This is a genomic window from Mycolicibacterium sp. XJ879, from assembly GCF_053483935.1.
In genome coordinates this window covers 451,183-476,932 of record NZ_JBEFTH010000001.1, presented here as the reverse complement: position 1 = coordinate 476,932, position 25,750 = coordinate 451,183, and the positions used below count along the sequence as shown (strand labels likewise).

Annotated in this window: 29 protein-coding genes; 12 read left to right on the top strand and 17 right to left on the bottom strand. The window is 67.8% G+C overall.

Translation table 11 applies throughout. The features are described from left to right. Nucleotides 1-4: 4 nt before the first annotated feature. Both ABQF13_RS02415 and ABQF13_RS02410 read right to left on the bottom strand, forming a co-directional pair. Nucleotides 5-787: a hypothetical protein gene (locus ABQF13_RS02415; RefSeq protein ID WP_448391096.1), complete on the bottom strand. Its 783-nt coding sequence runs from the start codon at nucleotides 785-787 to the stop codon at nucleotides 5-7. Between the two features lie 43 nt (nucleotides 788-830). Next, nucleotides 831-1,190, bottom strand: a complete 360-nt coding sequence (locus ABQF13_RS02410; protein WP_448391095.1) for a DUF952 domain-containing protein — start codon at nucleotides 1,188-1,190, stop codon at nucleotides 831-833. A gap of 130 nt (nucleotides 1,191-1,320) precedes the next feature. On the opposite strand from ABQF13_RS02410, the gene ABQF13_RS02405 reads away from it, so the two are divergent. Both ABQF13_RS02405 and ABQF13_RS02400 read left to right on the top strand, forming a co-directional pair. Continuing rightward, a complete protein-coding gene (locus ABQF13_RS02405; RefSeq protein ID WP_448391094.1) occupies nucleotides 1,321-1,512 on the top strand; it encodes a DUF7455 domain-containing protein in 192 nt (63 codons plus the stop codon). Between the two features lie 64 nt (nucleotides 1,513-1,576). Further along, complete coding sequence (locus ABQF13_RS02400) at nucleotides 1,577-2,602, top strand: YihY/virulence factor BrkB family protein (RefSeq protein WP_448391093.1); 1,026 nt, start codon at nucleotides 1,577-1,579, stop codon at nucleotides 2,600-2,602. On the opposite strand, the gene ABQF13_RS02395 is transcribed toward ABQF13_RS02400, so the two are convergent. Further along, entirely contained in the window at nucleotides 2,592-2,828 is a 237-nt protein-coding gene (locus ABQF13_RS02395; RefSeq protein ID WP_448391092.1) for a DUF3039 domain-containing protein, read from the bottom strand. The genes ABQF13_RS02400 and ABQF13_RS02395 overlap by 11 nt on opposite strands. Before the next feature lie 65 nt (nucleotides 2,829-2,893). Between ABQF13_RS02395 and ABQF13_RS02390 the strand changes: the two genes are divergently transcribed. From ABQF13_RS02390 to ABQF13_RS02380, 3 genes are all read left to right on the top strand, one after another. Then, a complete protein-coding gene (locus tag ABQF13_RS02390; RefSeq protein ID WP_448391091.1) occupies nucleotides 2,894-3,307 on the top strand; it encodes a DUF3099 domain-containing protein in 414 nt (137 codons plus the stop codon). Nucleotides 3,308-3,454: 147 nt separating this feature from the next. After that, on the top strand, nucleotides 3,455-4,414 hold the full coding sequence (locus ABQF13_RS02385) for a sigma-70 family RNA polymerase sigma factor (protein ID WP_448391090.1): 960 nt from the start codon (nucleotides 3,455-3,457) through the stop codon (nucleotides 4,412-4,414). 130 nt (nucleotides 4,415-4,544) lie between these two features. Next, nucleotides 4,545-5,240, top strand: a complete 696-nt coding sequence (locus ABQF13_RS02380; protein WP_448391089.1) for an iron-dependent transcriptional repressor DtxR — start codon at nucleotides 4,545-4,547, stop codon at nucleotides 5,238-5,240. Between the two features lie 2 nt (nucleotides 5,241-5,242). Here ABQF13_RS02380 and ABQF13_RS02375 read toward each other — a convergent pair whose 3' ends face one another. Next, a complete protein-coding gene (locus tag ABQF13_RS02375; RefSeq protein WP_448391088.1) occupies nucleotides 5,243-6,280 on the bottom strand; it encodes a DUF4192 domain-containing protein in 1,038 nt (345 codons plus the stop codon). Between the two features lie 105 nt (nucleotides 6,281-6,385). Continuing rightward, a complete protein-coding gene (locus ABQF13_RS02370) occupies nucleotides 6,386-7,057 on the bottom strand; it encodes a hypothetical protein (RefSeq protein WP_448391087.1) in 672 nt (223 codons plus the stop codon). Nucleotides 7,058-7,192: 135 nt separating this feature from the next. Between ABQF13_RS02370 and sthA the strand changes: the two genes are divergently transcribed. The 3 genes from sthA (at nucleotide 7,193) to ABQF13_RS02355 (ending at nucleotide 10,448) form a co-directional block, all read left to right on the top strand. Beyond that, the gene (sthA, locus tag ABQF13_RS02365) at nucleotides 7,193-8,599 is read left to right on the top strand and encodes a Si-specific NAD(P)(+) transhydrogenase (protein WP_448391380.1); all 1,407 of its coding nucleotides are present in this window, start codon (nucleotides 7,193-7,195) and stop codon (nucleotides 8,597-8,599) included. A 99-nt stretch (nucleotides 8,600-8,698) separates the two neighbouring features. Further along, nucleotides 8,699-9,688 carry a proteasome assembly chaperone family protein gene (locus tag ABQF13_RS02360; RefSeq protein ID WP_448391086.1) on the top strand — a complete coding sequence of 330 codons (990 nt, stop codon included), beginning with the start codon at nucleotides 8,699-8,701 and terminating at the stop codon, nucleotides 9,686-9,688. 73 nt (nucleotides 9,689-9,761) lie between these two features. Then, nucleotides 9,762-10,448 (top strand): PhzF family protein, encoded by a 687-nt coding sequence (locus ABQF13_RS02355; RefSeq protein ID WP_448391085.1) that lies wholly within the window; start codon nucleotides 9,762-9,764, stop codon nucleotides 10,446-10,448. A 16-nt stretch (nucleotides 10,449-10,464) separates the two neighbouring features. Here the strand turns inward: ABQF13_RS02355 and nrdR are convergent, their stop codons facing one another. Beyond that, nucleotides 10,465-10,932 carry a transcriptional regulator NrdR gene (nrdR, locus tag ABQF13_RS02350; protein ID WP_448391084.1) on the bottom strand — a complete coding sequence of 156 codons (468 nt, stop codon included), beginning with the start codon at nucleotides 10,930-10,932 and terminating at the stop codon, nucleotides 10,465-10,467. A gap of 160 nt (nucleotides 10,933-11,092) precedes the next feature. Continuing rightward, nucleotides 11,093-11,542, bottom strand: a complete 450-nt coding sequence (locus ABQF13_RS02345; RefSeq protein WP_448391083.1) for a LysM peptidoglycan-binding domain-containing protein — start codon at nucleotides 11,540-11,542, stop codon at nucleotides 11,093-11,095. Nucleotides 11,543-11,747: 205 nt separating this feature from the next. Here ABQF13_RS02345 and lexA point away from each other — a divergent pair, with 205 nt between their 5' ends. Next, entirely contained in the window at nucleotides 11,748-12,449 is a 702-nt protein-coding gene (gene lexA, locus ABQF13_RS02340) for a transcriptional repressor LexA (RefSeq protein ID WP_448391082.1), read from the top strand. Nucleotides 12,450-12,456: 7 nt separating this feature from the next. On the opposite strand, the gene ABQF13_RS02335 is transcribed toward lexA, so the two are convergent. Both ABQF13_RS02335 and ABQF13_RS02330 read right to left on the bottom strand, forming a co-directional pair. Further along, the gene (locus tag ABQF13_RS02335; RefSeq protein WP_448391081.1) at nucleotides 12,457-14,493 is read right to left on the bottom strand and encodes a sunset domain-containing protein; all 2,037 of its coding nucleotides are present in this window, start codon (nucleotides 14,491-14,493) and stop codon (nucleotides 12,457-12,459) included. A gap of 234 nt (nucleotides 14,494-14,727) precedes the next feature. Continuing rightward, nucleotides 14,728-15,888, bottom strand: coding sequence for an acyl-CoA dehydrogenase family protein (locus tag ABQF13_RS02330; RefSeq protein ID WP_448391079.1), 1,161 nt, complete (start codon nucleotides 15,886-15,888; stop codon nucleotides 14,728-14,730). A 171-nt stretch (nucleotides 15,889-16,059) separates the two neighbouring features. On the opposite strand from ABQF13_RS02330, the gene mbp1 reads away from it, so the two are divergent. Then, entirely contained in the window at nucleotides 16,060-16,302 is a 243-nt protein-coding gene (gene mbp1, locus ABQF13_RS02325) for a microaggregate-binding protein 1 (protein WP_448391078.1), read from the top strand. Nucleotides 16,303-16,304: 2 nt separating this feature from the next. Here the strand turns inward: mbp1 and hflX are convergent, their stop codons facing one another. Genes hflX through ABQF13_RS02300 form a run of 5 tightly spaced genes read right to left on the bottom strand, consistent with a single transcriptional unit; the run spans nucleotide 16,305 to nucleotide 21,176 of the window. Then, entirely contained in the window at nucleotides 16,305-17,720 is a 1,416-nt protein-coding gene (hflX, locus tag ABQF13_RS02320; RefSeq protein ID WP_448391077.1) for a GTPase HflX, read from the bottom strand. A 45-nt stretch (nucleotides 17,721-17,765) separates the two neighbouring features. Continuing rightward, the gene (dapF, locus tag ABQF13_RS02315) at nucleotides 17,766-18,638 is read right to left on the bottom strand and encodes a diaminopimelate epimerase (protein ID WP_448391075.1); all 873 of its coding nucleotides are present in this window, start codon (nucleotides 18,636-18,638) and stop codon (nucleotides 17,766-17,768) included. 4 nt (nucleotides 18,639-18,642) lie between these two features. Then, nucleotides 18,643-19,551: a tRNA (adenosine(37)-N6)-dimethylallyltransferase MiaA gene (gene miaA, locus ABQF13_RS02310; RefSeq protein ID WP_448391074.1), complete on the bottom strand. Its 909-nt coding sequence runs from the start codon at nucleotides 19,549-19,551 to the stop codon at nucleotides 18,643-18,645. Further along, nucleotides 19,548-20,267 carry a class III extradiol ring-cleavage dioxygenase family protein gene (locus tag ABQF13_RS02305; RefSeq protein ID WP_448391073.1) on the bottom strand — a complete coding sequence of 240 codons (720 nt, stop codon included), beginning with the start codon at nucleotides 20,265-20,267 and terminating at the stop codon, nucleotides 19,548-19,550. Before ABQF13_RS02305 ends, miaA begins: the two co-directional genes overlap by 4 nt. A gap of 9 nt (nucleotides 20,268-20,276) precedes the next feature. Then, nucleotides 20,277-21,176, bottom strand: coding sequence for a DMT family transporter (locus ABQF13_RS02300; RefSeq protein ID WP_448391072.1), 900 nt, complete (start codon nucleotides 21,174-21,176; stop codon nucleotides 20,277-20,279). 158 nt (nucleotides 21,177-21,334) lie between these two features. On the opposite strand from ABQF13_RS02300, the gene ABQF13_RS02295 reads away from it, so the two are divergent. Continuing rightward, entirely contained in the window at nucleotides 21,335-22,741 is a 1,407-nt protein-coding gene (locus ABQF13_RS02295; RefSeq protein ID WP_448391071.1) for a DUF349 domain-containing protein, read from the top strand. 14 nt (nucleotides 22,742-22,755) lie between these two features. Here ABQF13_RS02295 and ABQF13_RS02290 read toward each other — a convergent pair whose 3' ends face one another. After that, a complete protein-coding gene (locus ABQF13_RS02290) occupies nucleotides 22,756-23,130 on the bottom strand; it encodes a lipoprotein LpqH (protein WP_448391069.1) in 375 nt (124 codons plus the stop codon). A gap of 250 nt (nucleotides 23,131-23,380) precedes the next feature. Between ABQF13_RS02290 and ABQF13_RS02285 the strand changes: the two genes are divergently transcribed. Beyond that, entirely contained in the window at nucleotides 23,381-23,722 is a 342-nt protein-coding gene (locus ABQF13_RS02285; protein WP_448391068.1) for a lipoprotein LpqH, read from the top strand. An 18-nt stretch (nucleotides 23,723-23,740) separates the two neighbouring features. On the opposite strand, the gene ABQF13_RS02280 is transcribed toward ABQF13_RS02285, so the two are convergent. Continuing rightward, nucleotides 23,741-24,790 (bottom strand): S1C family serine protease, encoded by a 1,050-nt coding sequence (locus ABQF13_RS02280; protein WP_448391067.1) that lies wholly within the window; start codon nucleotides 24,788-24,790, stop codon nucleotides 23,741-23,743. A gap of 60 nt (nucleotides 24,791-24,850) precedes the next feature. Next, the gene (locus tag ABQF13_RS02275) at nucleotides 24,851-25,669 is read right to left on the bottom strand and encodes a SigB/SigF/SigG family RNA polymerase sigma factor (protein ID WP_448391066.1); all 819 of its coding nucleotides are present in this window, start codon (nucleotides 25,667-25,669) and stop codon (nucleotides 24,851-24,853) included. Between the last annotated feature and the right edge of the window lie 81 nt (nucleotides 25,670-25,750).

Below are 25,750 nucleotides of genomic sequence, written 5' to 3'. Positions count from 1 at the left end.
CTGTTCAGCGCTTCTTGTCACGCACCTTGTACGTCGAAGGCCACGACTCCCGCGTCTCGTCGCCGGTCAGCGGCGTTCCCTTGCTGCCGATCTTGATGTCGTAGGCCTCTTTGCCCGGCCCGGCCTCGCGGTTGGCGTGTTCGGTGGCCAGGTAGATCAACTGGTCGATTTCGGCTTCGGCGAACGCGACGAACGTGGTCTTGCGGACGATGTCGTCGGCGCCCGAGGTGATCCGGTCCGGCAGCACCCGGGTCGCGAAGGCCGCGCCGGCCAGCAGGACAGCCGGAACGACCCAGTAGCAGATGTAGGCCAGCGGTGTCTCCGTGTCGCGGATGGTGGCCTCACCGTCGAGGATCGGCGGGATGGCCGACGACACCGCCATACCGGCGAACACCCCGACCCAGATCCACGTCAGCGTCGTGGTGGTCCGCGCGAACAGATCGCTCCTGGCGATGGCGTCGGGCTGTCCTACTTCGGCGAACTCCCGCACGAACGGTCTGCCGATGAGCACGCCGACAAGGGCGGTGATCAGCACCCCGAGAATGCTCAACGGCAACATCCACTGCGCCACGGACGTCTGGCTGACCACCAACGTCAACACGAGCAGCACGAGAAACGTTGCCAAACCGCCGATTTCAAGCACACGGCCCGGGCCACCACGCACCTGGCCGAGCGCGAAACCGGCGACCGCCACCGCCAGCGCGACCACCGCCGCGACGACGAACGGCACGTTACCGACGAGGACCCAGTAGACGATCCACGGTGCGAGACCTAACAAGATGCCCACGATTTGTAAGTGTACGTAGGACCCGCGCCCTGTCGTGGACAGGTTAGGACGGCGGCGGCGCAAACCGTCCGTGGGCGTCCGGCAGGTACGGCGTGACGCTGATCACAGCCGAAATCGGCAATGGTCCATACAGATGTGGGAACTCCATCCCCATTGGATCAGCGGGCACACCGGGTTCCCAGCGAACCGGAGAGGACAGTCGTGCGGGGTCGATGCGCAGCAGCACCAGATCGGCGCGGCCGCCGTAGAGCCGGTTGGCGGGCAGATGCACCTGCTCGGGTGTCGACAGGTGGACGAACCCCGACGTCGTCAGCGAGGCCGGCCGGTGCTCACCGACTTCCTGGGCCGCGCGCCACTCGTCGGCGCCGCAGAGGTGGACCAACGCAACGGGCTGCGATGACATATGGTCAGCCTGCCGTCTCGGCCAAGCTGTGTAACGGTGAGACGCGACACACCGGTAAGGATCAGGGAACAAGCCTTCAAGCCAAAACGTCTGAGACAGTGGAAGCACGCGAAGCAATACGGAGGTCGCCATGAACGCAACGCTCACCAGTCCCGAGTTGACCCGGGCTGACCGCTGCGATCGGTGTGGGGCCGCCGCGCGGGTACGTGCCAAGCTTCCATCGGGCGGCGAACTGCTGTTCTGCCAGCACCACGCCAACAAGCACGAGACGAAGCTGGTCGAGTTGGCCGCCAAGCTCGAAGTGAGCCCGGTGGAGGTCTGACTCCACGACACGGCTCGCGCCGTGCTGGGGGGCTGCAGCTGTCGTCAGGAATGCTGGACTGGTCATGAACGAGGACCAGCCCGCCGCTACGAGACCGTCGCGCCACCACGTCTGGCATATGGTGCGGCGCACCTTGTCCAAAAGCTGGGACGACTCGATCTTCTCGGAGTCCGCGCAGGCGGCATTCTGGTCCGCGCTGTCCCTGCCGCCGCTGCTGCTGGGAATGCTCGGCAGCCTGGCCTACGTGGCGCCGCTGTTCGGCCCGGAGACGCTGCCGACGATCGAGAGCCAGATCATCGACACGGCGGGCAGGTTCTTCTCGTCGAACGTGGTCGTCGAGATCATCGAGCCGACGGTGCGCGACATCGTTCAGGGCGCGCGCGGCGAGGTGGTGTCACTCGGTTTCGTGATCTCGCTGTGGGCCGGGTCGTCGGCCATCTCGGCCTTCGTCGACTCGATCACCGAGGCCCACGATCAGACGCCGCTGCGCCATCCGGTGCGCCAGCGGTTCTTCGCGCTGGGCCTGTACGTGGTGATGTTGGTCCTGGCCATCATCACGGCCCCGTTCATCGCGTTGGGCCCGCGCAAGATCGCCGAGTTCATCCCCGACAGCTGGGACCATGTGCTGCGGTTCGGCTACTACCCCGTGCTGGTGCTCGGCCTGATCATCGGGGTGAACCTTCTCTACCGAGTGTCGCTGCCCAAACCGCTGCCGTCGCACCGGCTGCTGCTGGGATCGGTGCTCGCGACCGTGGTGTTCCTGCTGGCCACGTTCGGCCTGCGGTTCTACCTGACCTGGATCACCGCGACCGGCTACACGTACGGTGCGCTGGCGACGCCGATCGCGTTCCTGTTGTTCGCGTTCTTCCTCGGTTTCGCGATCATGATCGGTGCGGAACTCAACGCCGCCGTCGAGGAGGAGTGGCCGGCACCGGCCACCCATGCCAAACGCTTCCGGTGGTGGCTGGCGGGTAAGGCCGAGTCGCTGAACGGATCGGGTCAGGCGGCGGGCAGCCCAGCCAGCGTCGACGCCGCCGTCGGCGCGGCACCGGAGCCGGCAGCGGCGAACGCCGACCCGCCTACGTCTTGAGCTTCTCGTAGATGCGCTTGCACTCCGGGCACACCGGGGAGCCGGGCTTGGCCGATTTCGTCACGGGGAACACCTCACCGCACAGCGCGACGACGTGTGTACCCATGACCGCGCTCTCGGCGATCTTGTCCTTCTTGACGTAGTGGAAGAACTTCGGGGCGTCGTCGTCGGTACCGTCGTCGACGCGTTCGTCGGTGTCGGTGCGCTCGATGGTCTGGGTTCGCATATGTCCATTCTGCATTCCCCGGATCCGACCCGTACAGCAGACGACGAGTGTGGAACAGTGGAGGTATGAAACACGGCCACGAGCTGAGTTTCGACGACGACGGCCGGCCCGTCTTGATCACTCGCGCCGCGCCCGCCTACGAGGAACAGCACCGCCAACGGGTACGTAAGTACCTCACGCTCATGTCGGTTCGCATTCCGGCGTTGGTGTTCGCGGCCATCGCGTACGGCATCTGGCACAACGGGTTGATCTCGTTGGCGATCATCGTGGTCTCCATTCCCCTGCCGTGGATGGCGGTGTTGATCGCCAACGACCGTCCCCCGCGCCGCGCCGATGAGCCCCGCCGGTACAACGGCGAACGCCACCGCGAGGCGTTCGAGTCGGCCGAACAAACCGCCATCGAAAGCGGCGAACCGGTAGCGCCGAACGCAGCGGGGCAAGTGGACGAGGACGAGCCCAAAGGTGATGTTCCCAGCTGAGAACGTTCTGGGCTGATTCTCAGCACATTCTCAGGTCGTCGTCGAAAAACCCCTGATCAACGTGTGTGAACCGGCCGATCGCTGGGAACTCTTTCGATCACGTGGGCGTTGTAGCTCATGACAGTTCGACCCGATCAGGAGGCCGTCATGGCAAATGCCACCTCAAGCCGCGTTGACCACGACCTGGACGCCCAGAGCCCGGCCGCGGACCTCGTGCGCGTATACCTCAACGGCATCGGCAAAACGGCCTTGCTCAATGCCGCCGATGAGGTCGAGCTCGCGAAGCGCATTGAGGCAGGCCTCTACGCCAAGCATCTTCTCGAGACACGAAAGCGATTGGGCGAGAACCGCAAACGTGATCTTGCCACCATCGTCCGCGACGGTGAGGCGGCGCGTCGGCATCTACTGGAGGCCAACCTCCGGCTCGTGGTGTCGCTTGCGAAGCGCTACACCGGCCGCGGGATGCCGTTGCTCGACCTGATCCAGGAGGGCAACCTCGGTCTGATTCGTGCGATGGAAAAGTTCGACTACGCCAAGGGATTCAAGTTCTCCACGTATGCCACGTGGTGGATTCGTCAGGCGATCACCCGCGGCATGGCCGATCAGAGCCGCACCATCCGGCTGCCGGTTCACCTCGTGGAGCAGGTCAACAAGCTGGCCCGTATCAAGCGTGAGATGCATCAGCGGTTGGGCCGCGAAGCCTCCGACGAGGAACTGGCCGAAGAGTCGGGCATCCCGGTGGAGAAGATCACCGATCTGCTCGAGCACAGCCGCGACCCGGTGAGCCTGGACATGCCCGTCGGCAGCGACGAGGAAGCCCCGCTGGGCGACTTCATCGAGGACGCCGAGGCCATGTCGGCCGAGAACGCGGTGATCTCCGAGTTGCTGCACACCGACATCCGGCACGTGCTGGCCACCCTCGACGAGCGCGAGCAGCAGGTGATCCGGCTGCGCTTCGGCCTCGATGACGGTCAGCCGCGCACGCTGGACCAGATCGGCAAGCTGTTCGGCCTATCGCGCGAGCGGGTTCGCCAGATCGAACGTGAGGTCATGGCCAAGCTGCGCAACGGCGAACGCGCCGACCGGTTGCGCTCCTACGCCAGTTAACAACCAACAGACAAGCCCGCCGAGAAACCGGCGGGCTTGTCTTGCGTCGGGGGCAGTACGCCTCCATCGCGGCACGTTAGACCCCAGTTTCTCCAGCTAAGCCGGTAGACTCGCCGTGACGGAGGGTGCCATGAACGATCTTGTCGATACCACTGAGATGTACCTGCGGACCATCTACGACCTCGAGGAAGAGGGCGTGGTGCCACTGCGTGCGCGCATCGCTGAGCGTCTCGATCAAAGCGGTCCGACCGTGAGCCAGACGGTTTCGCGGATGGAGCGCGACGGATTGCTGCATGTCGCCGGCGACCGGCATCTTGAGCTGACCCCGAAGGGTCGCCAGCTGGCCGTGGCCGTGATGCGTAAGCACCGGCTCGCCGAACGGTTGCTCGTCGATGTGATCGGCCTTCCGTGGGAGGAAGTGCACGCGGAGGCGTGCCGGTGGGAGCACGTGATGAGCGAGGACGTCGAGCGCCGACTGGTGCAGGTCCTCGACAACCCGACCACCTCCCCGTTCGGTAACCCCATCCCCGGCCTGTCCGAACTCGGGCTGGCCGGTTCGGCGTTGGGCGCCGACCAGATGAACCTGGTCCGGCTCACCGAGCTTCCGGCCGGAATGCCCGTCGCCGTCGTCGTGCGGCAACTCACCGAGCACGTCCAGGGCGACGCCGAGCTCATCGGCCGGCTCAAAGACGCCGGTGTGGTGCCCAACGCGAGGGTGACCGTGCAGATCAACGACAACGGCGGGGTCATGATCGTCATCCCCGGCCACGAGCAGGTCGAGCTGCCCTACCCGATGGCGCACGCCGTGAAGGTCGAGAAGGTCTAGAGCTACCCCGCCCGCTGCCCGAACAGGCGCCTGGGCGGCAACTGCACCCCCAACCGGTCGGCCAGCCGGAACCCCGTGGCCGCCAGCTCCCGGATCCGTTCCGGCCGCAACCCCGACTGCAGCGCCGTGTCCAGCATGCCCGCCATCCGGTGGGTGCCGTCGCAGCGCAGCGCGGCCTCCAGCGACACCCCGGCCAGCGGCCCGTCGCCACGCACGTACGCCGAGTAGGCCAGCAGTACCAGCGCCTCGACCCGCCACGGCTCGGGCAGTCGCCGACACAAGTCGGCCCACAACGACTCGGCCTGCCCGGCGTTCTCCCCGACCGCCAACGCATACAGCGTGTCGCGCACGGTGGGGTCGGTCAGCGCATCGGCGAGCCGGGCCAACGTGTCATCGGACAGTTCGTCGCCGCCGGCCACGTGCGCGGCCGCCTCGATCACGGCCTCGATATCGCGTCGCGCCTGGGCATCGGTGCGTTTGCCGCCGTCGCGGATCGCGGCGGCCAGCGCCGAGGTGCGCCCCGGATCGCTGACCGCGATGACCTGCTGCAGTTCGGCCCGCCGCGCGTAGAGCCTGCGCCCGTCCAGCACGGCGGCCGCGGCCAGCGGTGACGCCGACGGATCCTCGACGGTGCCGGCACTGCCGCAACCGTCGGCGCAGTGCCAACGCCCGCCGGCGGCGACCCGATCGACGACGTGCGCGGCGAGCAGTTCGATCCCCTGCTCGGCCAGCGACATCGTCAGCGCGTCCGCGAGGTGCCGGTAGTCGTCGTTGCAGAGCCGACAGTTGGCCCCTTCCTCGTCGACCATCACGGCGATCGCGGAGTCCGGCCTGGCCCCGGCCGCCACCTCGGCGATGTGGTCGAGGCAGTCGGGCAAGTCATCTGAGAGGTCGACTCTCATCACACATCCCATCGCGCCGCGTTCGACGGTGACCAGCACGAGAGATTTTTCCGGCACGAAGCCGAGCACGGCAGGTAAGGCGGCGATCAGCACGCCGGGACGGTTCAGATAGAAATCGGGTGATTGCGATGTGGTCATGTGTCCACCGTCGCGAGGGAGCCGACGGTTTCAGCCGGTTCGGAACGCTGCGGTGGGGTGGCTGTGGATGAATTCGCCGTTGGGGATGAAAGGCACCCGACGGACCTAGGTGCTTCGTCGCACCTTCAACACCGCGTCGTTGAACAGCGTGTGCAGCGAGGTGGTGTCGGGCACCTCGGCGTCACCTTGATGCAGCCAGGTCGCGCTGACCCGGGTATCACCGATCTGCGCGGCGAAGGTCAAGGTCCGGCGCGCGGGCCCCGTTTGCGGGGTGACGGTCTGGTCGACGGCCAGGCTGTCGTCGGCGTCGACCGGCGGTTTGGGCAGCATCGTCACGGTCACATCGGACGGGACACCGTGGTGCGCGGCGGTGAACGACGCGCACCGGCGCAATTGCTCACTTCTCTTGCGCAGCGCCGGGGCGGGCCGGGTCACCGTGACGATCAGGCTGCTGGCCGTCGTGCTGTCGATGCCTTCGGCGGCCACGCTCTGGTGGGCTGCGACCGGTGGCGGCGCGCAGTCGGCCGGCGTCACCACTGACCCGGCTGCGACGCCGTCGATGTCGTGCAACGCCCGATACACCGCGGTGCCGTCGAGCACCGCGGCCGGATACTGCGGCGGAAAGCGCGCCGGTTCGATCAATAGCTGGGCGATCGGAACCGGCGCGGAGTCCGCGACGCGGGCGGACCCGGCGACCACCCGGGCGCAGCCCGACAGCATCGTCGACGCCATGACCAGCGCACATCCACACGCCCACCACGACCTCGTGTTCACCATCGCGGTCATCGTCTCATCGCCCAGGCCGGGTGGCGGTCAGGCGCGCGTCAGCGCCCCATGCAGACGACGGCATGCAGTCATGCGAGTCGCGCTGCATGACGGGTGCGACTGGCGTACACCTTTTGCATGGGTTCCATGCTCGAGTACGACCTCGTGGTCATCGGTTCCGGTCCGGGCGGGCAGAAGGCCGCGATCGCCGCGGCGAAGCTGGGCAAGACGGTCGCGGTCGTCGAACGCGGCCGCATGCTCGGTGGCGTCTGCGTCAACACCGGGACCATCCCGTCCAAGACACTGCGCGAGGCCGTGGTGTACCTCACCGGCCTGAGCCAGCGCGAGTTGTACGGAAGCAGTTACCGCGTCAAGGAGAAGATCACCCCGGCCGACCTGCTGGCACGCACCACCCATGTGATCGGCAAGGAGCAAGACGTCGTCCGCGCGCAGTTGATGCGCAACCGCATCGACCTGATCCAGGGCCACGGCCGGTTCATCGACGCCCACACCGTGCTGGTCGAGGAGCCGACCCGCGGCGAGCGCACCACGGTCAGCGGCGATTACATCGTGATCGCCACGGGCACCAAACCGGCCCGCCCCGCCGGCGTCGAGTTCGACGAGGAACGGGTGCTCGACTCCGACGGCATCCTCGACCTCAAGTCGCTGCCGTCCACGATGGTGGTCGTCGGTGCCGGGGTAATCGGGTTGGAGTACGCATCGATGTTCGCCGCGCTCGGCACCAAGGTCACCGTCGTCGAGAAGCGCGACAGCATGCTGGACTTCTGCGACCCCGAGATCGTGGAAGCACTGCGGTTTCACCTGCGCGACATCGCGGTGACGTTCCGGTTCGGTGAGGAGGTGACCGCCGTGGACGTCGGGTCCGCGGGCACGGTCACCACACTGGCCAGCGGCAAGCAGATTCCCGCCGAGACCGTGATGTATTCGGCCGGCAGACAGGGCCAGACCGACAAGCTCGACCTGGGCAACGCCGGGATGCAGACCGATGACCGCGGCCGCATCGCCGTCGACAGCAACTACCAGACCAAGATCGACCACATCTACGCCGTCGGCGACGTGATCGGGTTCCCCGCGCTGGCCGCCACGTCGATGGATCAGGGCAGGCTCGCGGCCTGTCACGCGTTCGGCGAACCCGCCAAGGGAATGACCGACCTGCAGCCGATCGGCATCTACTGCATTCCGGAGGTGTCCTATGTCGGCGCCACCGAGGTCGAACTGACCCGCAACGCCGTTCCCTACGAAGTCGGGGTGGCACGCTACCGCGAACTGGCCCGCGGGCAGATCGCCGGCGACTCCTACGGCATGCTCAAATTGCTGGTGTCCACCGACGACCTCAAGCTGCTCGGCGTGCACATCTTCGGCACCAGCGCCACCGAGATGGTGCACATCGGCCAGGCCGTAATGGGCTGCGGCGGCACGGTGGAGTACCTGGTCGACGCGGTGTTCAACTACCCGACATTCTCCGAGGCCTACAAGGTCGCGGCGCTGGACGTGATGAACAAACTGTGGGCGTTGAACCACTTCCGCGCCTGAGGAATGTTTGCTCGCCCAGCGGGAACGCAACGACTCAGAAATCAGTTGGAACGATAGAAGCGCTAATGTCTTGGCACCGCGGTGAGGAGACGAAAACAAATGACCGATAGTCCAGGCAGTCCTGAACAGCAGTACCAGCCGGAGCAGACCGGCATGTACGAACTCGAGTTCCCGGCGCCCAAACTGTCCTCTGCAGACGGCCGCGGACCGGTGATGATCCACGCGCTCGAGGGCTTCTCCGACGCCGGCCACGCCATCCGGCTGGCCGCGCAGCACCTGCGCGACACCCTCGACACCGAGTTGGTGGCGTCGTTCGCCATCGACGAGCTGCTGGACTACCGCTCCCGGCGTCCGCTGATGACCTTCAAGACCGACCACTTCACCAACTACGAAGACCCCGAACTCAACCTCTACGCGCTGCGCGACAGCGTCGGGACGCCGTTCCTGCTCCTCGCCGGGATGGAGCCCGATCTGCGGTGGGAGCGGTTCATCACCGCAGTGCGGCTGCTGGCCGAACGGCTCGGGGTGCGCCGGGTGATCGGGCTGGGCACCATCCCGATGGCAGTCCCCCACACGCGCCCGATCACGCTCACAGCGCATTCCAACGACAAAGAGCTGATCGCCGACCACCAACCATGGGTCGGCGAGGTACAGGTGCCCGCCAGCGTGTCCAACCTGTTGGAGTTCCGGATGGCCCAGCACGGCCACGAAGTGGTCGGGTTTACCGTGCACGTCCCGCACTACCTGGCGCAGACCGCCTACCCCGCGGCCGCAGAAGCGTTGCTGGCCGAGGTCGCCAAGAGCGGGTCACTGCAGCTTCCGCTGGACGCTCTGGTCGAGGCGGGCGCCGAAGTGCTGATGAAGGTGAACGAACAGGTCGAAGACAGCAGCGAGGTCGCCCAGGTGGTGACCGCGCTGGAGCGCCAGTACGACGCGTTCGTCGCGGCCCAGGAGAACCGGTCGCTGCTGGCGCGTGATGAGGAGCTGCCCAGCGGCGACGAGCTCGGCGCCGAGTTCGAACGGTTCCTCGCTCAACAGTCCGATGACAAGTCCACGGATCCCTTCCAGGACGGCGACGACACCCGCTAGCGGTGCGAGGCGCCCAGAGCCCCTCACCCTCGGGGCCGGTCGACGCCAGCCGGGCACAAAGTAGCATCGGCGCATGGCCATCGACGTGACCGTGTTGCGGGTTTTCACCGACCCCGGCGGCAAGCACGGAAATCCGCTCGGCGTCGTCGACGCCGGCACCGTGGACCCTGACGATCGGCAGCGGATCGCCACCCAATTGGGTTACAGCGAAACCGTGTTCGTCGAACGTCCGCAGCCAGGAACCAACACCGCGCACGCCCGCATCTACACGCCGAGCACCGAGATGCCCTTCGCCGGGCATCCGACCGTCGGCGCCGCGTGGTGGTTGCGCGAACAGGGCACGCCGATCCACACGCTGCGGGTGCCGGCCGGCATCGTCCAGGTGGGCTACGCCGACGAGCTGACCGCGGTCAGCGCACGTTCGGAGTGGGCGCCGGAGTTCGCGATCCACGACGTCACCTCGACCGAGGAGTTGCTGGACGCCGACCCCGCCGACTATCCCGACGACGTGAGCCACTACCTGTGGACGTGGCTCGACCGCGACAAGGGGGTGGTGCGGTCGCGGATGTTCGCGACCGACCTAGGCGTGCCCGAAGACGAGGCCACCGGCTCGGCGGCGGCACGCATGACCGACTACCTCAGCCGGGACCTGACCATCGTGCAGGGCAAGGGTTCCGAGATCTACACCCAGTGGAGCGCCGAAGGTTGGGTGCGCATCTCGGGACGCGTGGTCAGCGACGGCGCCCGCCACATCGACTGAGCGTCGGCATCCGGCCTCAGCCGGCGGACGGCTGGGGAGCCTCACGATGGGCCCGCAGCGCTTCGATCTCGCGTTCGAAGTCTTCCGCTGAGCTGAAACCCCGGTACACGGAGGCGAACCTCAGATAGGCGACCTCATCGAGCTCGCGCAGCGGGCCCAGAATGGCGAGCCCGACCTCGTGGCTGGGCACCTCGGGGCCGGCCGCCCGCACGGTGTCCTCGACCTGCTGGGCGAGCAAGTTCAACGCGTCATCGTCAACCTGGCGGCCCTGACAGGCCCGCCGGACACCGTCGACGACCTTTTCGCGGCTGAACGGCTCGGTGACCCCGCTGCGCTTGACCACCGCGAGCACCGCCGTCTCCACCGTGGTGAACCGCTTGCCGCACTCCGGACACGAGCGGCGTCGGCGGATAGCCTGACCTTCGTCGGTCTCGCGGGAATCGACCACCCGCGAATCGGGATGGCGACAGAACGGACAGTGCATCACCGCTCCTTCGCCACGCCAACACACGACTACCTGGGACGACTCTGAGCGTACCTGCGCCGCACCCCGATGGCCCAGCGCCGGGGCGAATCGGGCATACCTGGCCGAAATGTCGACGAACACCGGTGTGCGGCACCTCTTTTCAGCGCCCACGATGTCGTCAGCCGACCGGCGTGATGAGCGTCTGGCCCGCGTCCAGCACCGCGGAGTCGAGTTCGTTGAGCTCACGGATCCGTTCCACCACCGCGCCGACCGGCGCGTCGGGCGCCACCCGCGCAGCCACCTGGTTCAGCGTTTCCCCGGTGTGCACCTGCACCACCGCGAGCCGATCCGGCACCGCGGCAGGGCTACCGACCACCCCGCCGAACTGCGCGACCAGTCCGAGCCACACCGTGATCGCCGCTGCAATCAGCGCGAGAACCACCGTGGTGGCCGGGGTGATCGGGCGGCGCCGATGCGGTGCCCGCGACACCACCACACCGCTCCCCCGATACCTGATCGGCGCCCCGCCCGGCCGCCGGGTCGGCCGCCTCCGTCGTGCGCCGGACGGCCGGACACCCGGCCTGGCCGCGGGTGCCGCCGAATTCTTCCGGGTTTCGATGATCGTCATCTGCCTGCCTCCCACTCGCGTCGTTCGCTCCTGTGTTCGAAGATAGTCGATCACATGTTCGATTAATAGAACGTGTGATCGAACTGTTGCAAACGATAGCGAGGCGGTCTGACAAATCCGGGCGCGCGAATGCCGCTCGGGTTGCTCGCGACACGCGTCGAACACATGTTTGATTAATCGTCGGCGGCGCGTTACATTCGGCGCCATGGATTCCAGCAGCGATTCCCCCGGCGATACCGACAACACCGGTGCGCGCCGACGGCCCGACACGGGTCTGACCGAGCGTCAGCGCACCATCCTCGAGGTCATCCGCGCCTCGGTCAGCACCCGCGGATATCCGCCGAGCATCCGGGAAATCGGTGATGCGGTCGGCCTGACGTCGACATCGTCGGTGGCTCATCAGCTGCGCACGCTGGAGCGCAAGGGCTATCTGCGCCGCGACCCCAACCGGCCCAGGGCCGTGGACGTCCGGGGGGTCGACGACCACGTGATGCCGGCAGTCACCGAGGTGGCAGGCTCCGACGCGCTACCTGAACCGACCTTCGTGCCGGTGCTCGGCCGCATCGCTGCGGGTGGGCCGATCCTGGCCGAGGAGGCCGTCGAGGATGTGTTCCCACTGCCGCGTGAGCTGGTCGGCGAGGGGTCGTTGTTCCTGCTCAAGGTCGTCGGTGAATCGATGGTGGACGCCGCGATCTGCGACGGGGACTGGGTGGTCGTCCGTCAGCAGAACGTCGCCGAAAACGGTGACATCGTCGCGGCGATGATCGACGGTGAAGCAACGGTCAAGACATTCAAACGCACCAGCGGCCAGGTGTGGCTGATGCCGCACAATCCCGCGTTCGACCCGATCCCCGGCAACGAGGCGGCCGTGCTCGGCAAGGTCGTGACCGTGATCCGTAAGGTCTAGTCGGCACCTAGTCGGCGCGGACGAAGCCGTTCGCGCGCGCGAATTCTTCGCTGGTGAACCAGATTTCGGCCCGCGTATCCTCATAGCCCACGGTGTCGGGTAGCCAGTACCGGCCCGACTGCGTGTCGGCCTTGATCGGATAACCCTCCGGCGCGTCGTTGGAGTCGTCGAGGGGCAGGCGGAACGCCGGCTGTGCGGGCTCGGGCTCCTCGGGCTCGATGCGGGCGTGCCGACCCGTGTCGGTCAGCGCGCTACGTTCGGCCTCCGTGGGCACCCGCGTCGGCGCAGTGTCGACGTTGTCGGGGTCTTCCTCGTCGAACTCCGCCGCCGGCGGTTCGTCCGCGGCTTCGGGTTCTGGTTCTGCGTCGACGGGCGGTGGCGCTTCCCACGGGCTCGACGACACCGGCTCTGGGGTGGCAGCGTCGTCGGTCGGCGATGACAGCGAGTCCAAGCCCTCACGCGCGTAGCGGTCGCCGAACAACGCCGCGTCGTAGTCGTCGCCGAACACCCCGGGTTCCGGGGCGTCCGCTGCGCTGTAGGCGGGTACGTCGTCGTCCCCGGCGCTGTACAGGGATGCCACGTCGTCGTCGCCTGCGCTGTACAGAGGTGCGGCGCCGTCGTCTGCGCCGAACCGCTCCTGGTCGTACCCGCCGTCGTCCAGCCCATCGCGGCCCAGTGCGAACTCGTCGTCATCGCCGCCGCGGCGGTTGCGCAGCGTCGCAAAGGCCACCAACCCGATCAGTATCAGCGCGGGCACGATGGCCAGCAGCCACCACCAGCTCCACTGAAAACCGTTGCCGTCGTTACCGTTTACGCCTTGCGCCGACGGGGGTGCGGCGGGCGCGGTCTGGCCCGGTACCTCCATCCCGGCCAGTTGCGGCGCCAGGTTGGCCGGCTCGGTGGTAAACGAGTTCGTCGACCGGTCCCACGAGATGGCGCCCTCGCTGAACCGCTGCGTGATGACGTCGCCGTCCTCGGACTGATCGGCAGTGGGAGCCCCGAGCGGGCCCTCGCCGCCGCCCAATTCGGCCCATGCCGCGTTGATCGGGCCGCGCACGATGACCGCACCGTAGTCGGGGGTCCAGAAGATGACCGGCTTGTCCTCGGCGCCGAACGTGCTCATCCGGCTGTTGGTGATGCCGCCGTCGACCTCGCCGGTGACCGGGAATCCGAGATCGCCCTCGGGCCCTCCGACGCTTTCGTACTTGTCGAGTACCTGACCGGTCAGGACGTTCGCACCGGTGTCCGGTGAGTAGAAGATCTTGCCGCCTGCGAAGTTCTGGGCGAGGCCGTCGGCGCCGATGGGATACGGCGGGCCTTCGGCGGCGCCGAGCGGCCCCATCGGCCCGCCCGCAGCCCGTCGTGCGGCGTTGATCGCGGCTACCGGGTCCTCCGGGATCTGCAAGTCCTCCAATTGGGCGGCCAGCTCCGGTGGCACGGTGGTGAAGGTTTTGGTCTTGGTGTTGTAGGTGATCTCGCCGCCGGAGAATTTCTGGCTGACGATGTCGCCCTGGTAGCGCTCATCCTCGGTGGGCACGCCCAGCGGTCCCGACGATCCGCCGAGTTCGTCCCACGCCGCGTTGATCGGTCCGCGGACGACATGCGCGCCGGTGTCGGGTGTCCAGAAGATCACCGGGTTGTCGCTGGCGCTGAACGTGGAGTTGCGGCTGTTGGGGGCGCGTCCGGGGCTTTCGTCAATTTTGGGGAATCCCAGGTCGCCGTCGGCGGCCCCGCCCAACGATTCGTACTTATCCAGGATCGCGCCCGTCATGAAGTGCGCGCCGGTGGCCGGGGTGAAGAACATCTTGCCGCCGGCGAAATCCTGGGCGAAGCCCTCGCCGACGGCATAGACCTCGCCCTGCCTGGGCCCGAGCACGCCGCCGTCGCCGCCGCTGGCCTCCCAGGCGGCCGTGATCGCAGTGTTGGCTTCGACCTCCGGCTGGGCCGACGCGGCCGGCGCCGTCAAGACCAACGCCGCCACCGACAACAGGCCGACGGCCAACTGGCCGATCCGCCACCTACGCCGGGTCCCATGCCCGCTCATCAGATCCTCCCGCGGTCGGCGCCTGATTCCTGATTCGGTACCGCGCCGTCAACTGTGCCGTCAAATGGCGTCAACAACGAGAGGAACACGCCGACCTTGGAGAGAAAATACCTGGCCGGTGCGGGAAAGTTTCGAACACCTGGCAAGTCGTGCCCGCCGACAACGGTCGAATTTCACGTCTTCGGAAAATGCTGCCCGAGCTATTCGGCCAGGCCACAGCTGGATTCTTCGCAGTCAGACACCCAATGAACGGCCGACGATCTCCTTCATGATCTCGGTCGTGCCGCCGTAAATGGTCTGTACGCGAGCGTCCAGATAGGCGCGGGCAACCGGATATTCCCGCATATAACCGTAGCCGCCGTGCAATTGCAGGCACCGGTCGATCAAATACACCTGCTTCTCCGTCGAATACCATTTCGCCATCGCGGCCTGCTCGGCGGTTAGCTTCCCGTCGAGGTGCAGGCGGATGAACTCATCGACCATGATCCGTACCGCCGTGGCTTCGGTGGCGAGCTCGGCAAGCAGGAACCGACTGTTCTGCTGGCTGCCGATCGGACGGCCGAAAGCCTTGCGCTCCTTGGCATATTGCAGGGTGAGCTCCAGCGTCGACTCCATTGCCGCCGCGGCGATCACCGCAATGCCGATGCGCTCCTGCGGCAGGTTCTGCATCAGGTAGACGAAGCCCTGACCCTCCTCGCCGAGTAGGTTTTCGGCCGGCACTCGCACGTCGGTGAACGACAGTTCGGCGGTGTCCTGGGCATCCAGCCCGATCTTGTCGAGTTTGCGGCCGCGTTCGAATCCGGCCATGCCGCGTTCGACCACCAACAGCGAAAATCCCATCGCTCCCTTGTCCGGGTCGGTGCAGGCGACGACGATCACCAGGTCGGCGTGGATGCCGTTGGTGATGAACGTCTTGGCCCCGTTGAGGATGTAGTGGTCACCGTCTTTGACGGCGCGGGTCTTGATTCCCTGTAGGTCGCTGCCGGTGCCCGGTTCAGTCATCGCGATCGCGGTAATGGTTTCGCCGGAGCAGAACTTCGGCAGCCACCGCTGCTTCTGCTCCTCGTTAGCCAGCTTGATCAGGTACGGGGCCACCACATCGTTGTGCAGGCCGAAACCCAGTCCGCTGTAGCCGCCCGCGGTGGTCTCCTCGACCACCACTGCGTTGTAGCGGTAGTCGGGGTTGCCGCCCCCGCCGTACTCCTCGGGCACGGCCATCCCGAGGAAGCCCTGCTTGCCTGCTTCCAGCCAGACGTTGCGGTCGACGATCTTGTCCTGTTCCCACTGTTCGTGGTGCGACGCGACGTGGCGGTCCAGAAACGCCCGGTACGACTCGCGGAACAGGTCGTGCTCGGGCTCGAAAAGGGTGCGCTCGTATTGGACGACGCCGGCCATGGGAAACCTCCGGTCGGAAATTCGATGAATCCGCAAATTTACCCCAGCCAACCGGATGGTCGGCGGCCTGCGCGCGTGGGGCAGCGCCGTGACGTCGGCCACGACTGGTTTAGCGACGGAGTCGTTCGGGGAATCTGCGGAGCACACCAACCCGCCAGGGAGGAAACAGCGATGTCGGACGACAACAAAAGCGGTCCCGAGGAAGGGATCAAGGGCGTCGTGGAAGGCGTCAAGGGCAAGGCCAAAGAGGTCGCTGGCGCGGTAGCGGGCCGCGACGACCTGTACCGCGAGGGCAAGGCCCAGCAGGACAAGGCCGATGCGCAGCGCAACGCCGCGCAGAAGGAAGCCGAAGCCGAAAGTGCCCGCGCCGCGGCCGAAACCGCTGAGAAACGACAGGAAACCGAGCAGAGGTAACGCTAGAACGTCGCGTATGCGCGCAGGCTGGCCGCCAACGGGATCGGCACGCGCGCCTTGATTCTCGTGCCATCGGCGGTGTGCTCAGTGGCGTCGATTCGCCCGTCGGCGTGCAGCTTGTTGACGAGATCGCCTCGGTCATACGGAATTGTCACGTCCACCGCCGTGTCGGTCGGGGTGATCATCTCAGCCATCCGCGACTGCAGCCGATCCAGCCCGTCACCGGTGTGTGCGGAGACGAACACCGCATCCGGAAGCGCCCGGCGCAGCTGTGCCAGCGCGAGATCGCTGGCGACGTCGATTTTGTTGACCACCAACAACTCTGGGACCGCCTGGAGGTTGCGCTCGGCGATCACCTCGTTGATCACTTCCCGTACGGCGTTGATTTGGGCCAACGGGTTGCCGTCAGATCCGTCGACGACGTGCACCAGCAGGTCGGCGTCGCCGACCTCCTCCAGGGTGGAGCGGAACGCCTCCACCAGCTGGGTGGGCAGGTGTCGCACGAACCCGACGGTGTCGGTCAGCACGAACGGCCGGCCGTCGTCGAATTGTCCTCGCCGCGTTGTGGGCTCGAGCGTGGCGAACAACGCGTTCTCCACCAGCACCCCGGCGCCGGTCAGCGCGTTGAGCAGGCTGGACTTGCCCGCGTTGGTGTAGCCCACGATTGCGATCGAGGAAATCTCGCTGCGCCGACGCCCGCTGCGCTGGGTGTCGCGGACCTTCTTCATGTCCTTGATGTCGCGGCGCAGCTTGGCCATCCGCTCGCGGATGCGGCGGCGGTCGGTTTCGATCTTGGTCTCGCCGGGTCCGCGCAGACCCACGCCGCCGCCGGCACCGCCCGCACGGCCACCAGCCTGCCGCGACATCGATTCGCCCCAGCCACGCAGCCGCGGCAGCATGTACTCCATCTGCGCCAGCGATACCTGTGCCTTGCCTTCCCGGCTGGTGGCGTGCTGGGCGAAGATGTCAAGGATCAGCGCGGTCCGGTCGATCACCTTGACCCTGACCGCCTTTTCCAGCGCGGTGAGCTGCGCGGGGCTGAGCTCACCATCGGCGATGACGGTGTCGGCGCCGGTGGCCAGCACCACCTCGCGCAGTTCCTGGGCCTTGCCGGAGCCGATATAGGTCGCGGGATCGGGCTTGTCGCGGCGCTGGATCAGCCCTTCGAGCACCTCCGAGCCCGCTGTCTCGGCCAGCGCGGCCAGTTCGGCCAGGCTGGCCTCGGCGTCGGCCGCGCTGCCTTCGGTCCACACACCCACCAGCACGACGCGCTCCAGCCGCAGCTGGCGGTACTCGACCTCGGAGACGTCGGCCAGCTCCGTGGACAGGCCGGCGACACGGCGTAGCGCGGTACGGTCTTCGAGAGCGAGCTCACCCGTGCTGGGTGTGCCGTCGATGGGAAACTCGGGATACGTCATAGGCGAATCAAGGTTCGCACGGAGATCACTTTTCATGCACCTCAATTAACGCTGGGCAGCGCGCCACCATTCCTCCGATACCTCGCCGTGGGCCACCAGCACCGACGGACCACGCAGGTAGCTGCTGGCGTCGGTGACGGTGACGGTGACCTCGCCGCCGGGTACGCGCACGTCCAGCGTGCCCGTGGTGGCGCCGGCGAACGCCAGGGCGGCGACGGCCGCGGCGACGGTTCCGGTTCCGCACGAACGTGTTTCGCCGACACCGCGTTCGTGTACCCGCATCGACACCGCACCGTCAGCCGGCGCGGTCAGCACCTCGACGTTGACCCCGTCGGGGAACTGCACCCGGTCGAAGGACACCGGCGCCGCGACGTCCAGCGCGGCCAACTCATCAAGGGTCAGGTCGGGATCCACGCACGCCAGATGCGGGTTGCCCACGTCGATCGCCAGCCCGGCGAACGGCCGCCCGCCCACGATCGCCTCCCCCGTACCGAAGTGGTTGGCCTTGCCCATATCCACGGTGACGTTGGCAGTGGTGGCGTCGCAGTCGTGCAACACCACCGGGCGGGGGCCGGCCAGCGATCCGACGACGAACTCGTCGCGGGTTTCCAACCCGCTGGCGCGCAGGAAGTGCGCGAACACCCGCACGCCGTTGCCGCACATCTGCGCGATCGAGCCGTCGGCGTTGCGGTAGTCCATGTACCAGTCGTCGGCGTCGACGCCCTCGGGCAGGCGGTCGAGCACACCTGCGCGCTGCGCGGCGCCCGCCCGGGTCACCCGCAGCACGCCGTCGGCGCCCAGCCCGCCGCGGCGGTCGCACAGCACCTCCACGGCGGCCGGTGTCAGCACCAACCCCGCATCGGGATCGGGCAGCAGCACGAAGTCGTTCTGCGTGCCGTGCCCCTTGGCGAACCTCACCTGCTCAGGATACGTCGCGCCACACCCGCAGAGCCGACTCGACGTTGTCTGCGCCGGCGCCGTCGAGCCAGGTGATGCGGTGGTCGCGGCGAAACCACGACCGCTGCCTGCGCACGTAGCGGCGGGTGCCGACGAACGTCGGCTCGCGGGCCCCGGCACCGTCGCCGCCGCTGTCCAGGTCGGCGATCACCTGGGCGTATCCCAGCGCGCGCGACGCGGTGACGCCCTCGCGCAGGCCCCGGCCCAGCAGCACCAGCACCTCGTCGACCAACCCATCGACGAACATCTTGTCTGTGCGTTGCCGCAGGCGCACATCGAGAACGGTTGTGTCCCAGTCTAATCCGATGATGGCGGTGTCCCAGCGCGGCGCGCCGATCTCGGGGAACGACGCGGCGAATGGCTGTCCGGTCAGCTCGACCACCTCCAGTGCCCGCACGATGCGCCGGCCGTCGGTCGACAAAATCGACGACGCGGCGTCGGCGTCCGCCCGCGCCAGTTCGGCGTGCAGCGCGGCCACACCGACCTCGGCGAGCCGCTGTTCCCATTTGGCCCGTACCGCCGGGTCGGTGGCCGGGAACGTCCACTCGTCCAGCAGCGACTGCACGTACATCATCGACCCGCCGACCACGATCGGCACCGCACCGCGGGTCGCGATGGCCTCCACGTCGGCGGCGGCGGCCTGCTGGTAGCGCGCCACGCTGGCGGTGTCGGTCACCTCGAGCACGTCGAGCTGGTGGTGCGGTATGCCACGGCGCTCGGGGACCGTCAACTTAGCGGTGCCGATGTCCATCCCCCGGTACAGCTGCATGGCGTCGGCGTTCACAATCTCACCGCCGACGCGTTCGGCCAGACCGAGTGCCAGCTCCGACTTGCCGGTGCCCGTCGGTCCGATGACCGCGATCGGACGCGTCATGGCTTCCAGACGCCGACGAAATAGCCGACCCCGTAGGGCGCTCCGCGGTACAGCTCGGTGGCCGTTGCGGGCCCGGGTTCGGTGAGCCCAGCCAGTACCTGATAGCCCACCCGACCGACGGCCCCGGCGGGCAGCCGGGCCAGGGCCGCGACGTCACCGGCGGCCAGCCGGGCCAGGGCCGCGACGTCACCGGCGGCCAGCGCGTCGTCGAGCGCGTGCTGAGCGGGGATCGAATCCGGCTCGTAGCCGCCGGGCGCGCTCGGGGTCAGCGTGTGCGCACCGTCGGCGACGACGAGCACGCCGACCGGTTCGACCGCCTCGTCGACCTCGGCGCGCAGCGCCCGGCCGCGGGCCAGCGCGGTATCGGCGCCGTGGGCGTCGGCGTACACCCGCACCTCGGCGCGCGCTTCGGGGTTGACCTGACCGCGCAGCCAGCCGGTGACCAACGCGCACAACGGCAGCCACGTGGGTTCGCCGTCGACGCCCGGGGCCAGCGCGACGCGGACGTCCGCGCCGTAGCCGGCGAAGGTGCCGAGCCGATCCGGTGCGACGACGGCGTCAGCGCGCTCCACCCCGACCGCGATCCAGCGTGCGGGCAGCGCGGCGGCCGCGGTGCGCACCGCCTGATGCAGGTCCGCCAGCTCCGCGGCGGCGCCGGCGGCGAGTTCGGGAACCAGAACCGGTGCCGACGGGACGATGGCAATGGCGCTCAGCACGCCACCACGCTAATGCGATGCTGCGGGTTGACCGGCGCTGGCCGCCTCGCCCCGGGCCAGCGCGCCCGTCGCAGCCACCATGACGACCACGGCGACCACCAGCGCCAGCCAACCGGCGTCGTCGGGGCGCAACGCCTCCCCCAGCACGACCACGCTGAGCACCGAGGCCACCACCGGCTCGGCGACGGTCATCGTCGGCAGCGACGCGGTCAGCGCCCCGGCGCGAAACGACGCCTGCTGCCATACGGTGCCCCCGATCGCCACCGCCACCAACGCGTACAGCTCCGGGCTGCGCAGCAGCGCCGCGACGCCGGCCCAACTGCTGAAGTCCAGCTGGGCGACGACCCCTTTGGTCAGCACCGCGAACAGTCCCCACAGCGCACCGGAGGCCAACGCCAGCAGCACCGCGCTGGCGGCTCCGGTCAGGATCCTGGCCCCGATCACGCACAGCGCCAACGCGGGAACCAGCACCGCCAGCACCGCGATCCACGTCTCCGACGATCCGCGGGCCTGTCCTGCGGTCGGATTGCCGACCGTGATGATGACGGCCACCGAGACCGCGAGCAGCACCGCCCAGGTCCACTCCCACCGCGTCACCCGGCGGCGCGCCAGCCGCGCGGAGAGCGGCAGCGCGAACAACAACGACGTGACCAGCAGCGCCTGCACCAGAAGCACTGACCCCAGGCCGAGCGCGGCGGCCTGCAACCCGAACCCGGCGGCGGCCACGAGGCTGCCCAGCCACCACCGGCGATCACGCAGCAACCGCATGAACAACGCGGCGTGGCCGACCGGTTCGTCGGTGACCTGATGTGCTTGCCGCTGGTGGATGACGTCGCCGATCGCGACGAACACGGCAGCGCCGATGGCCAGCAGGGCGGCGAGATCTGTCGCCTCGTTGACGCCGCCCATCGGCCTCCTTGTCGTATGTGTCCAGAAGAGGCTAGAGCGTGCATCCCGAAGCCGTGCGCATGCGGCGCGGCAACCTGTTTGAATAGCGTTGAACAGCGAACAGGCGCCGCGTTGCGCGGCAGGTGCGCGGTTACGCGCGGAGGTACGAGGAAACGGACATGACGACCAGCCAGCCCGGGGGCCCGAGCCCCTCGCCCAAGCCCGCACAGGGTGCTCTCCCGCCCAAACCCACACAGGGTGCTCTCCCGCCCAAACCCACACAGGGTGCTCTCCCGCCCAAACCCACCCCACGCCCCGGCGCACCGCGTCCCGTTCCGCGTCCCGGCCGACCCGCCCCAGCGGTCATCGCACCACCGGCCAGTGATCCGCACCGGTTCGGCCGCGTCGACCCCGACGGCACGGTGTGGCTGATCACCGGGTCAGGCGAACGGGTGATCGGCTCATGGCAGGCGGGCGACCCCGAGGCGGCCTTCGAACATTTCGGTCGTCGCTTCGATGACCTGCACACCGAGGTCGCGTTGATGGAGACGCGGCTGGAGTCCGGCAGCGGCGACGCCCGCAAGATCAAGGCCGCCGCGGCCACCTTGGCCGAGTCACTGCCGACCGCTCATGTGCTCGGCGACGTGGACGCGCTGGCCGCCCGGTTGACCGCGATCATCGACCACGCAGACCAGGCCGCCCAGGCCGAGAAGGCCAGGCGTGAGGAGTACCGCGCCGCGCAGACCGCCCGCAAGGAGGCGCTGGCCGCCGAGGCCGAGGAACTGGCCGCCAACTCGACGCAGTGGAAGGTCGCCGGCGACAGGTTGCGCGAAATCCTCGACGAATGGCGCACGATCACCGGGCTGGACCGCAAGACCGACGACATGCTGTGGAAGCGCTACTCGGCGGCCCGCGAGACGTTCAACCGCAGGCGCGGATCGCATTTCGCCGAACTCGACCGCGAACGGGCCGGCGCGCGCCAAGCCAAGGAAGCGCTGTGCGAACGCGCCGAGGCGCTGTCGGGCTCCACCGACTGGGGTCCGACGAGCGCCGCGTTCCGTGAGCTGCTCGCCGAGTGGAAGGCCGCGGGCCGGGCGGCCAAGGACGTCGACGACGCGCTGTGGCAGCGGTTCAAGGCTGCCCAGGACGTCTTCTTCGCGGCGCGCAACGCCGCCAGCGCCGAGCGGGACGCGGAGTTCCGCGCCAACGCGCAAGCCAAGGAGGCGCTTTTGGCCGAGGCGGAGAAGCTCGACACCTCCGACCTCGACGCGGCCAGGGCCGCGTTGCGTGTGATCGGCGACAAGTGGGAGGCGATCGGCAAGGTGCCGCGTGAGCGCGCGGCTGAACTGGAACGTCGACTGCGCGCGGTGGAGAAGAAGGTCCGCGATGCGCCGACGCGCGGTGTGGACCCCGAGGCGCAGGCGCGCGCCGACCAGTTCCGTGTCCGCGCAGAGCAATTCGAGCGTCAAGCGGAGAAGGCGGCGGCAGCGGGCCGGGACAAGGACGCCGCCGAGGCGCGCGCGAACGCCGAGCAGTGGCGCCAGTGGGCTGACGCGGCCGTCGAGGCCCTGGGCAAGGGACGTTAGGACCTACCGGCGGTTCAGCATTCGGTGTTGATCTCGAACGGCGCGCTGGTGCGCTCGCCGGGATCGTCGTGAAAGAACCCGACCGCCGTGCCGGTGATCGTGAACTTGCCGTCCACCAGGCTGGCGTCGGCCTCGCCGGTGGTGCCTTCCCAGTAGGTACCTGTGAATCCACCTAAGTTGTTGATCTGCACCGAACGCGCCTCGATGGAGTCTTCCGTGTTCACCTGCGCGACCACGCCGGGCGACTGCTCCATGGTCTCGAGGCGCCACAGCCACTGCACCTGGGAGCAGTGAACGGGGTAAGCGCCTACGTCGTTTCCGTTGACGCGCAGATGCAGCAGATGCTCGCCGAGCGCATTGGCGCCCGATGAGCAGCCGGTGCAGATCATCAGGACGGCTGCTGCGGTGATAGCGGTTCGGTTGTGCATTTTTGCCACCTCGATGGATCCTGGTAGCGGGTTTCCCCTGAACGCCGGGCGCTATACGCGGCTGCAGGTATGACCTCGAGACGTCAGGGGTATCTCGTGGCCCACCGACCGCGCAGGACAGATCATGATTCGACTCGTCGTAATCGCCGCATTACTGGGGGGCGTGGTCTCGGGCTGCTCAACAGGGTCGCCGCCGTCGGAGCCACCGGCAATGCCGCCCAACACCGCGACGGCCGCCATCGACGGAAAAGACACCGGCGGGCGCCTGTACGTGCGGTGCAACCAGATTCAGTGGCTGCTGACCATCGACGGCGGTGACGAGGCGAGCGGTTTCACCGCGATGGTCGGCAAGGGCGGTACCCCCGAGGCCAAGTTCGTCAAGATCGCCAACTTGGGCGGGTTCACCGGCAGCGCCTGGCAAGGCGGCAGCGGGAAACTGGATGTCAGCCGCGACGGTTCGGTGCTCAACTTCACCGGCACGGCCTACGGGTATTTCGCCGAGTCCCCGAACGAACCAACGACCACGGGGTTCCGGATCGCCATAGCCTGCTGACGGCCTGCTGAACGTCGCTCAGCCGGTGCGGGATCCGATCGTCACGGTCGTCTCCTGGCGGTCGCTGCCGCGCACAAATACCACCTTCTCCTCGGCGCCCGGTTGGGTCTGACGCAGCACGCTCAGCAGGTCCTCCACGGTCTCGACCGGCTCGCCGCCGAGTTCGACGATCACGTCGCCGGGCCGTAACCCGGCGGTGGCCGCGGGCGCGCCGGGGTCGACGCCGACGACCAACGCTCCCTGTTCGGCATCGACGCCGAGCATGCGCTGAATGGCGGCGGTGACCTGACCGGTGGAGATGCCCAGGTACGGGTGGGTGGCCTGGCCGTCGGCGAGCAGCTGCTCGGTGACATCGAGCACGGTGGCCGCCGGGATCGCAAAGCCCAGCGACACCGCCCCCACCGCGGGTGGGATGTAGGCCTCGTTGATGCCGACGACGCGGCCGCTGGCGTCGAGCAGGGCCCCGCCGGAGTTGCCCGGTGAGATCGGCGCGTCGGTCTGGATCAGATCGACCAACGACTGGGTCTGCGCCGCCGAGCCGGGGATGTCGCGGTGCAGCCCGGAGATGATGCCGGCGGTGACGGAGTTCTGGAACCCCAGCGGGCTGCCGATGGCCATCGCGATCTCCCCCGCGCGCGGCAGATCCGTGCGGAACTCGGGCACCGGAAGGTCTTGGCGTTCGGTGCGCACCACCGCCAGATCGGTCACCGTGTCGGTGCCGACCACCTGGCCGGGAGAACTCTCACCGTCAGCGAAAAGTATTGTCACATCGCGGGATTCACCGACCACATGTGCGTTCGTCACCACGACGTCGGGCCGCAGCACCACCCCGCTGCCCGCGCCGCCGTCGCGCTGAACGGTCACCACGCTGGGGCTGACGCGTTCGACCAGATCGGCGAAGCCGGCGCCGACGTCAGGTGTCGCGTTGGGAGCGTTGGCCGGTGCGGCTGTGGTGGTGGGGCTCGCAGGCGGCGGTGACGCCTCCGACGGTTGATCGGCCTGATTGGAACATCCGGATGCGGCGATGAGCACAGTTGCGAATGCCGCAGCGACACCGATGCGTTTCACATCCGGCAATCTACCCGGCTCGGCGGGCACTCATACATGTTGTGCAGGCCCGAACGGCGATCAGCGCGCAGGGGGCACCGCGTCGTCCTCGTGGATGTACTCGCGCAGCCGCTCCAACGTCGCGGCAAGCAGTCGAGAGACCTGTACCTGGGAGACGCCGAGACGTTCTCCGATTTTGCTCTGCGGCAGATCATCACAGAACCGCAACCTCAGAATCAACCGTTGCCGCTCAGTCAGCCGGCCCACTAGGTCGGCGACGGTGAGCGCGTCTTCCACGCTGTCGTAGCGGGGGTCGGTGGCGCCGTGAGCCGCCCCGGCCGGTCGGTCTTTGCGGCTGCCCGACGGTGCGGCATCCAGCGACTGTGGCCGATACGCGTCGGACATGTCCACGGCCCGCACGACGTCTTCGCGGTCCACGTCGAGGTCGGCAGCGACCTCGCTGGCCGTCGGCGCGCGACCCAGCCGCTGTGAGAGCAAGCCGATGGAGGCAGACACGCGCTGGTGCAAATCCTTGATCGAGCGGGGAACGTGCACGCCCCAGGTGTGGTCGCGAAAGTGGCGTCGAACCTCGCCCATGATGGTCGGCACGGCATAGGGCAGGAACGGCCCGCGGTCGGGTTCGTAGCGGTCGACAGCTTTGATCAGACCCAGCCGGGCCACTTGTGCCAGGTCCTCGGCCGATTCACCGCGTCCTGCAAAGCGCAGCGCAATATGGTCGGCCAAGGGCAGACATCGGGAAATGATGCGGGCGCGCAACCGCCGTCGCTTCGCGTGGTCTGAGGTGTTGCGCAGTTCGTTGCACATGGGGCTCACGTCGGCGTAGTCGTCGTCGCGCTGTGCGGGGTCGATCCGTTCGCCTGTTTGCAGCAGGGCGGACAAAACAGCCACCTCCCTGTATCGCTTATGACAAAGACCGGTCGGCAATCCCCCATGTCCAAGGGCTGCAGACCGGTCTGTCAT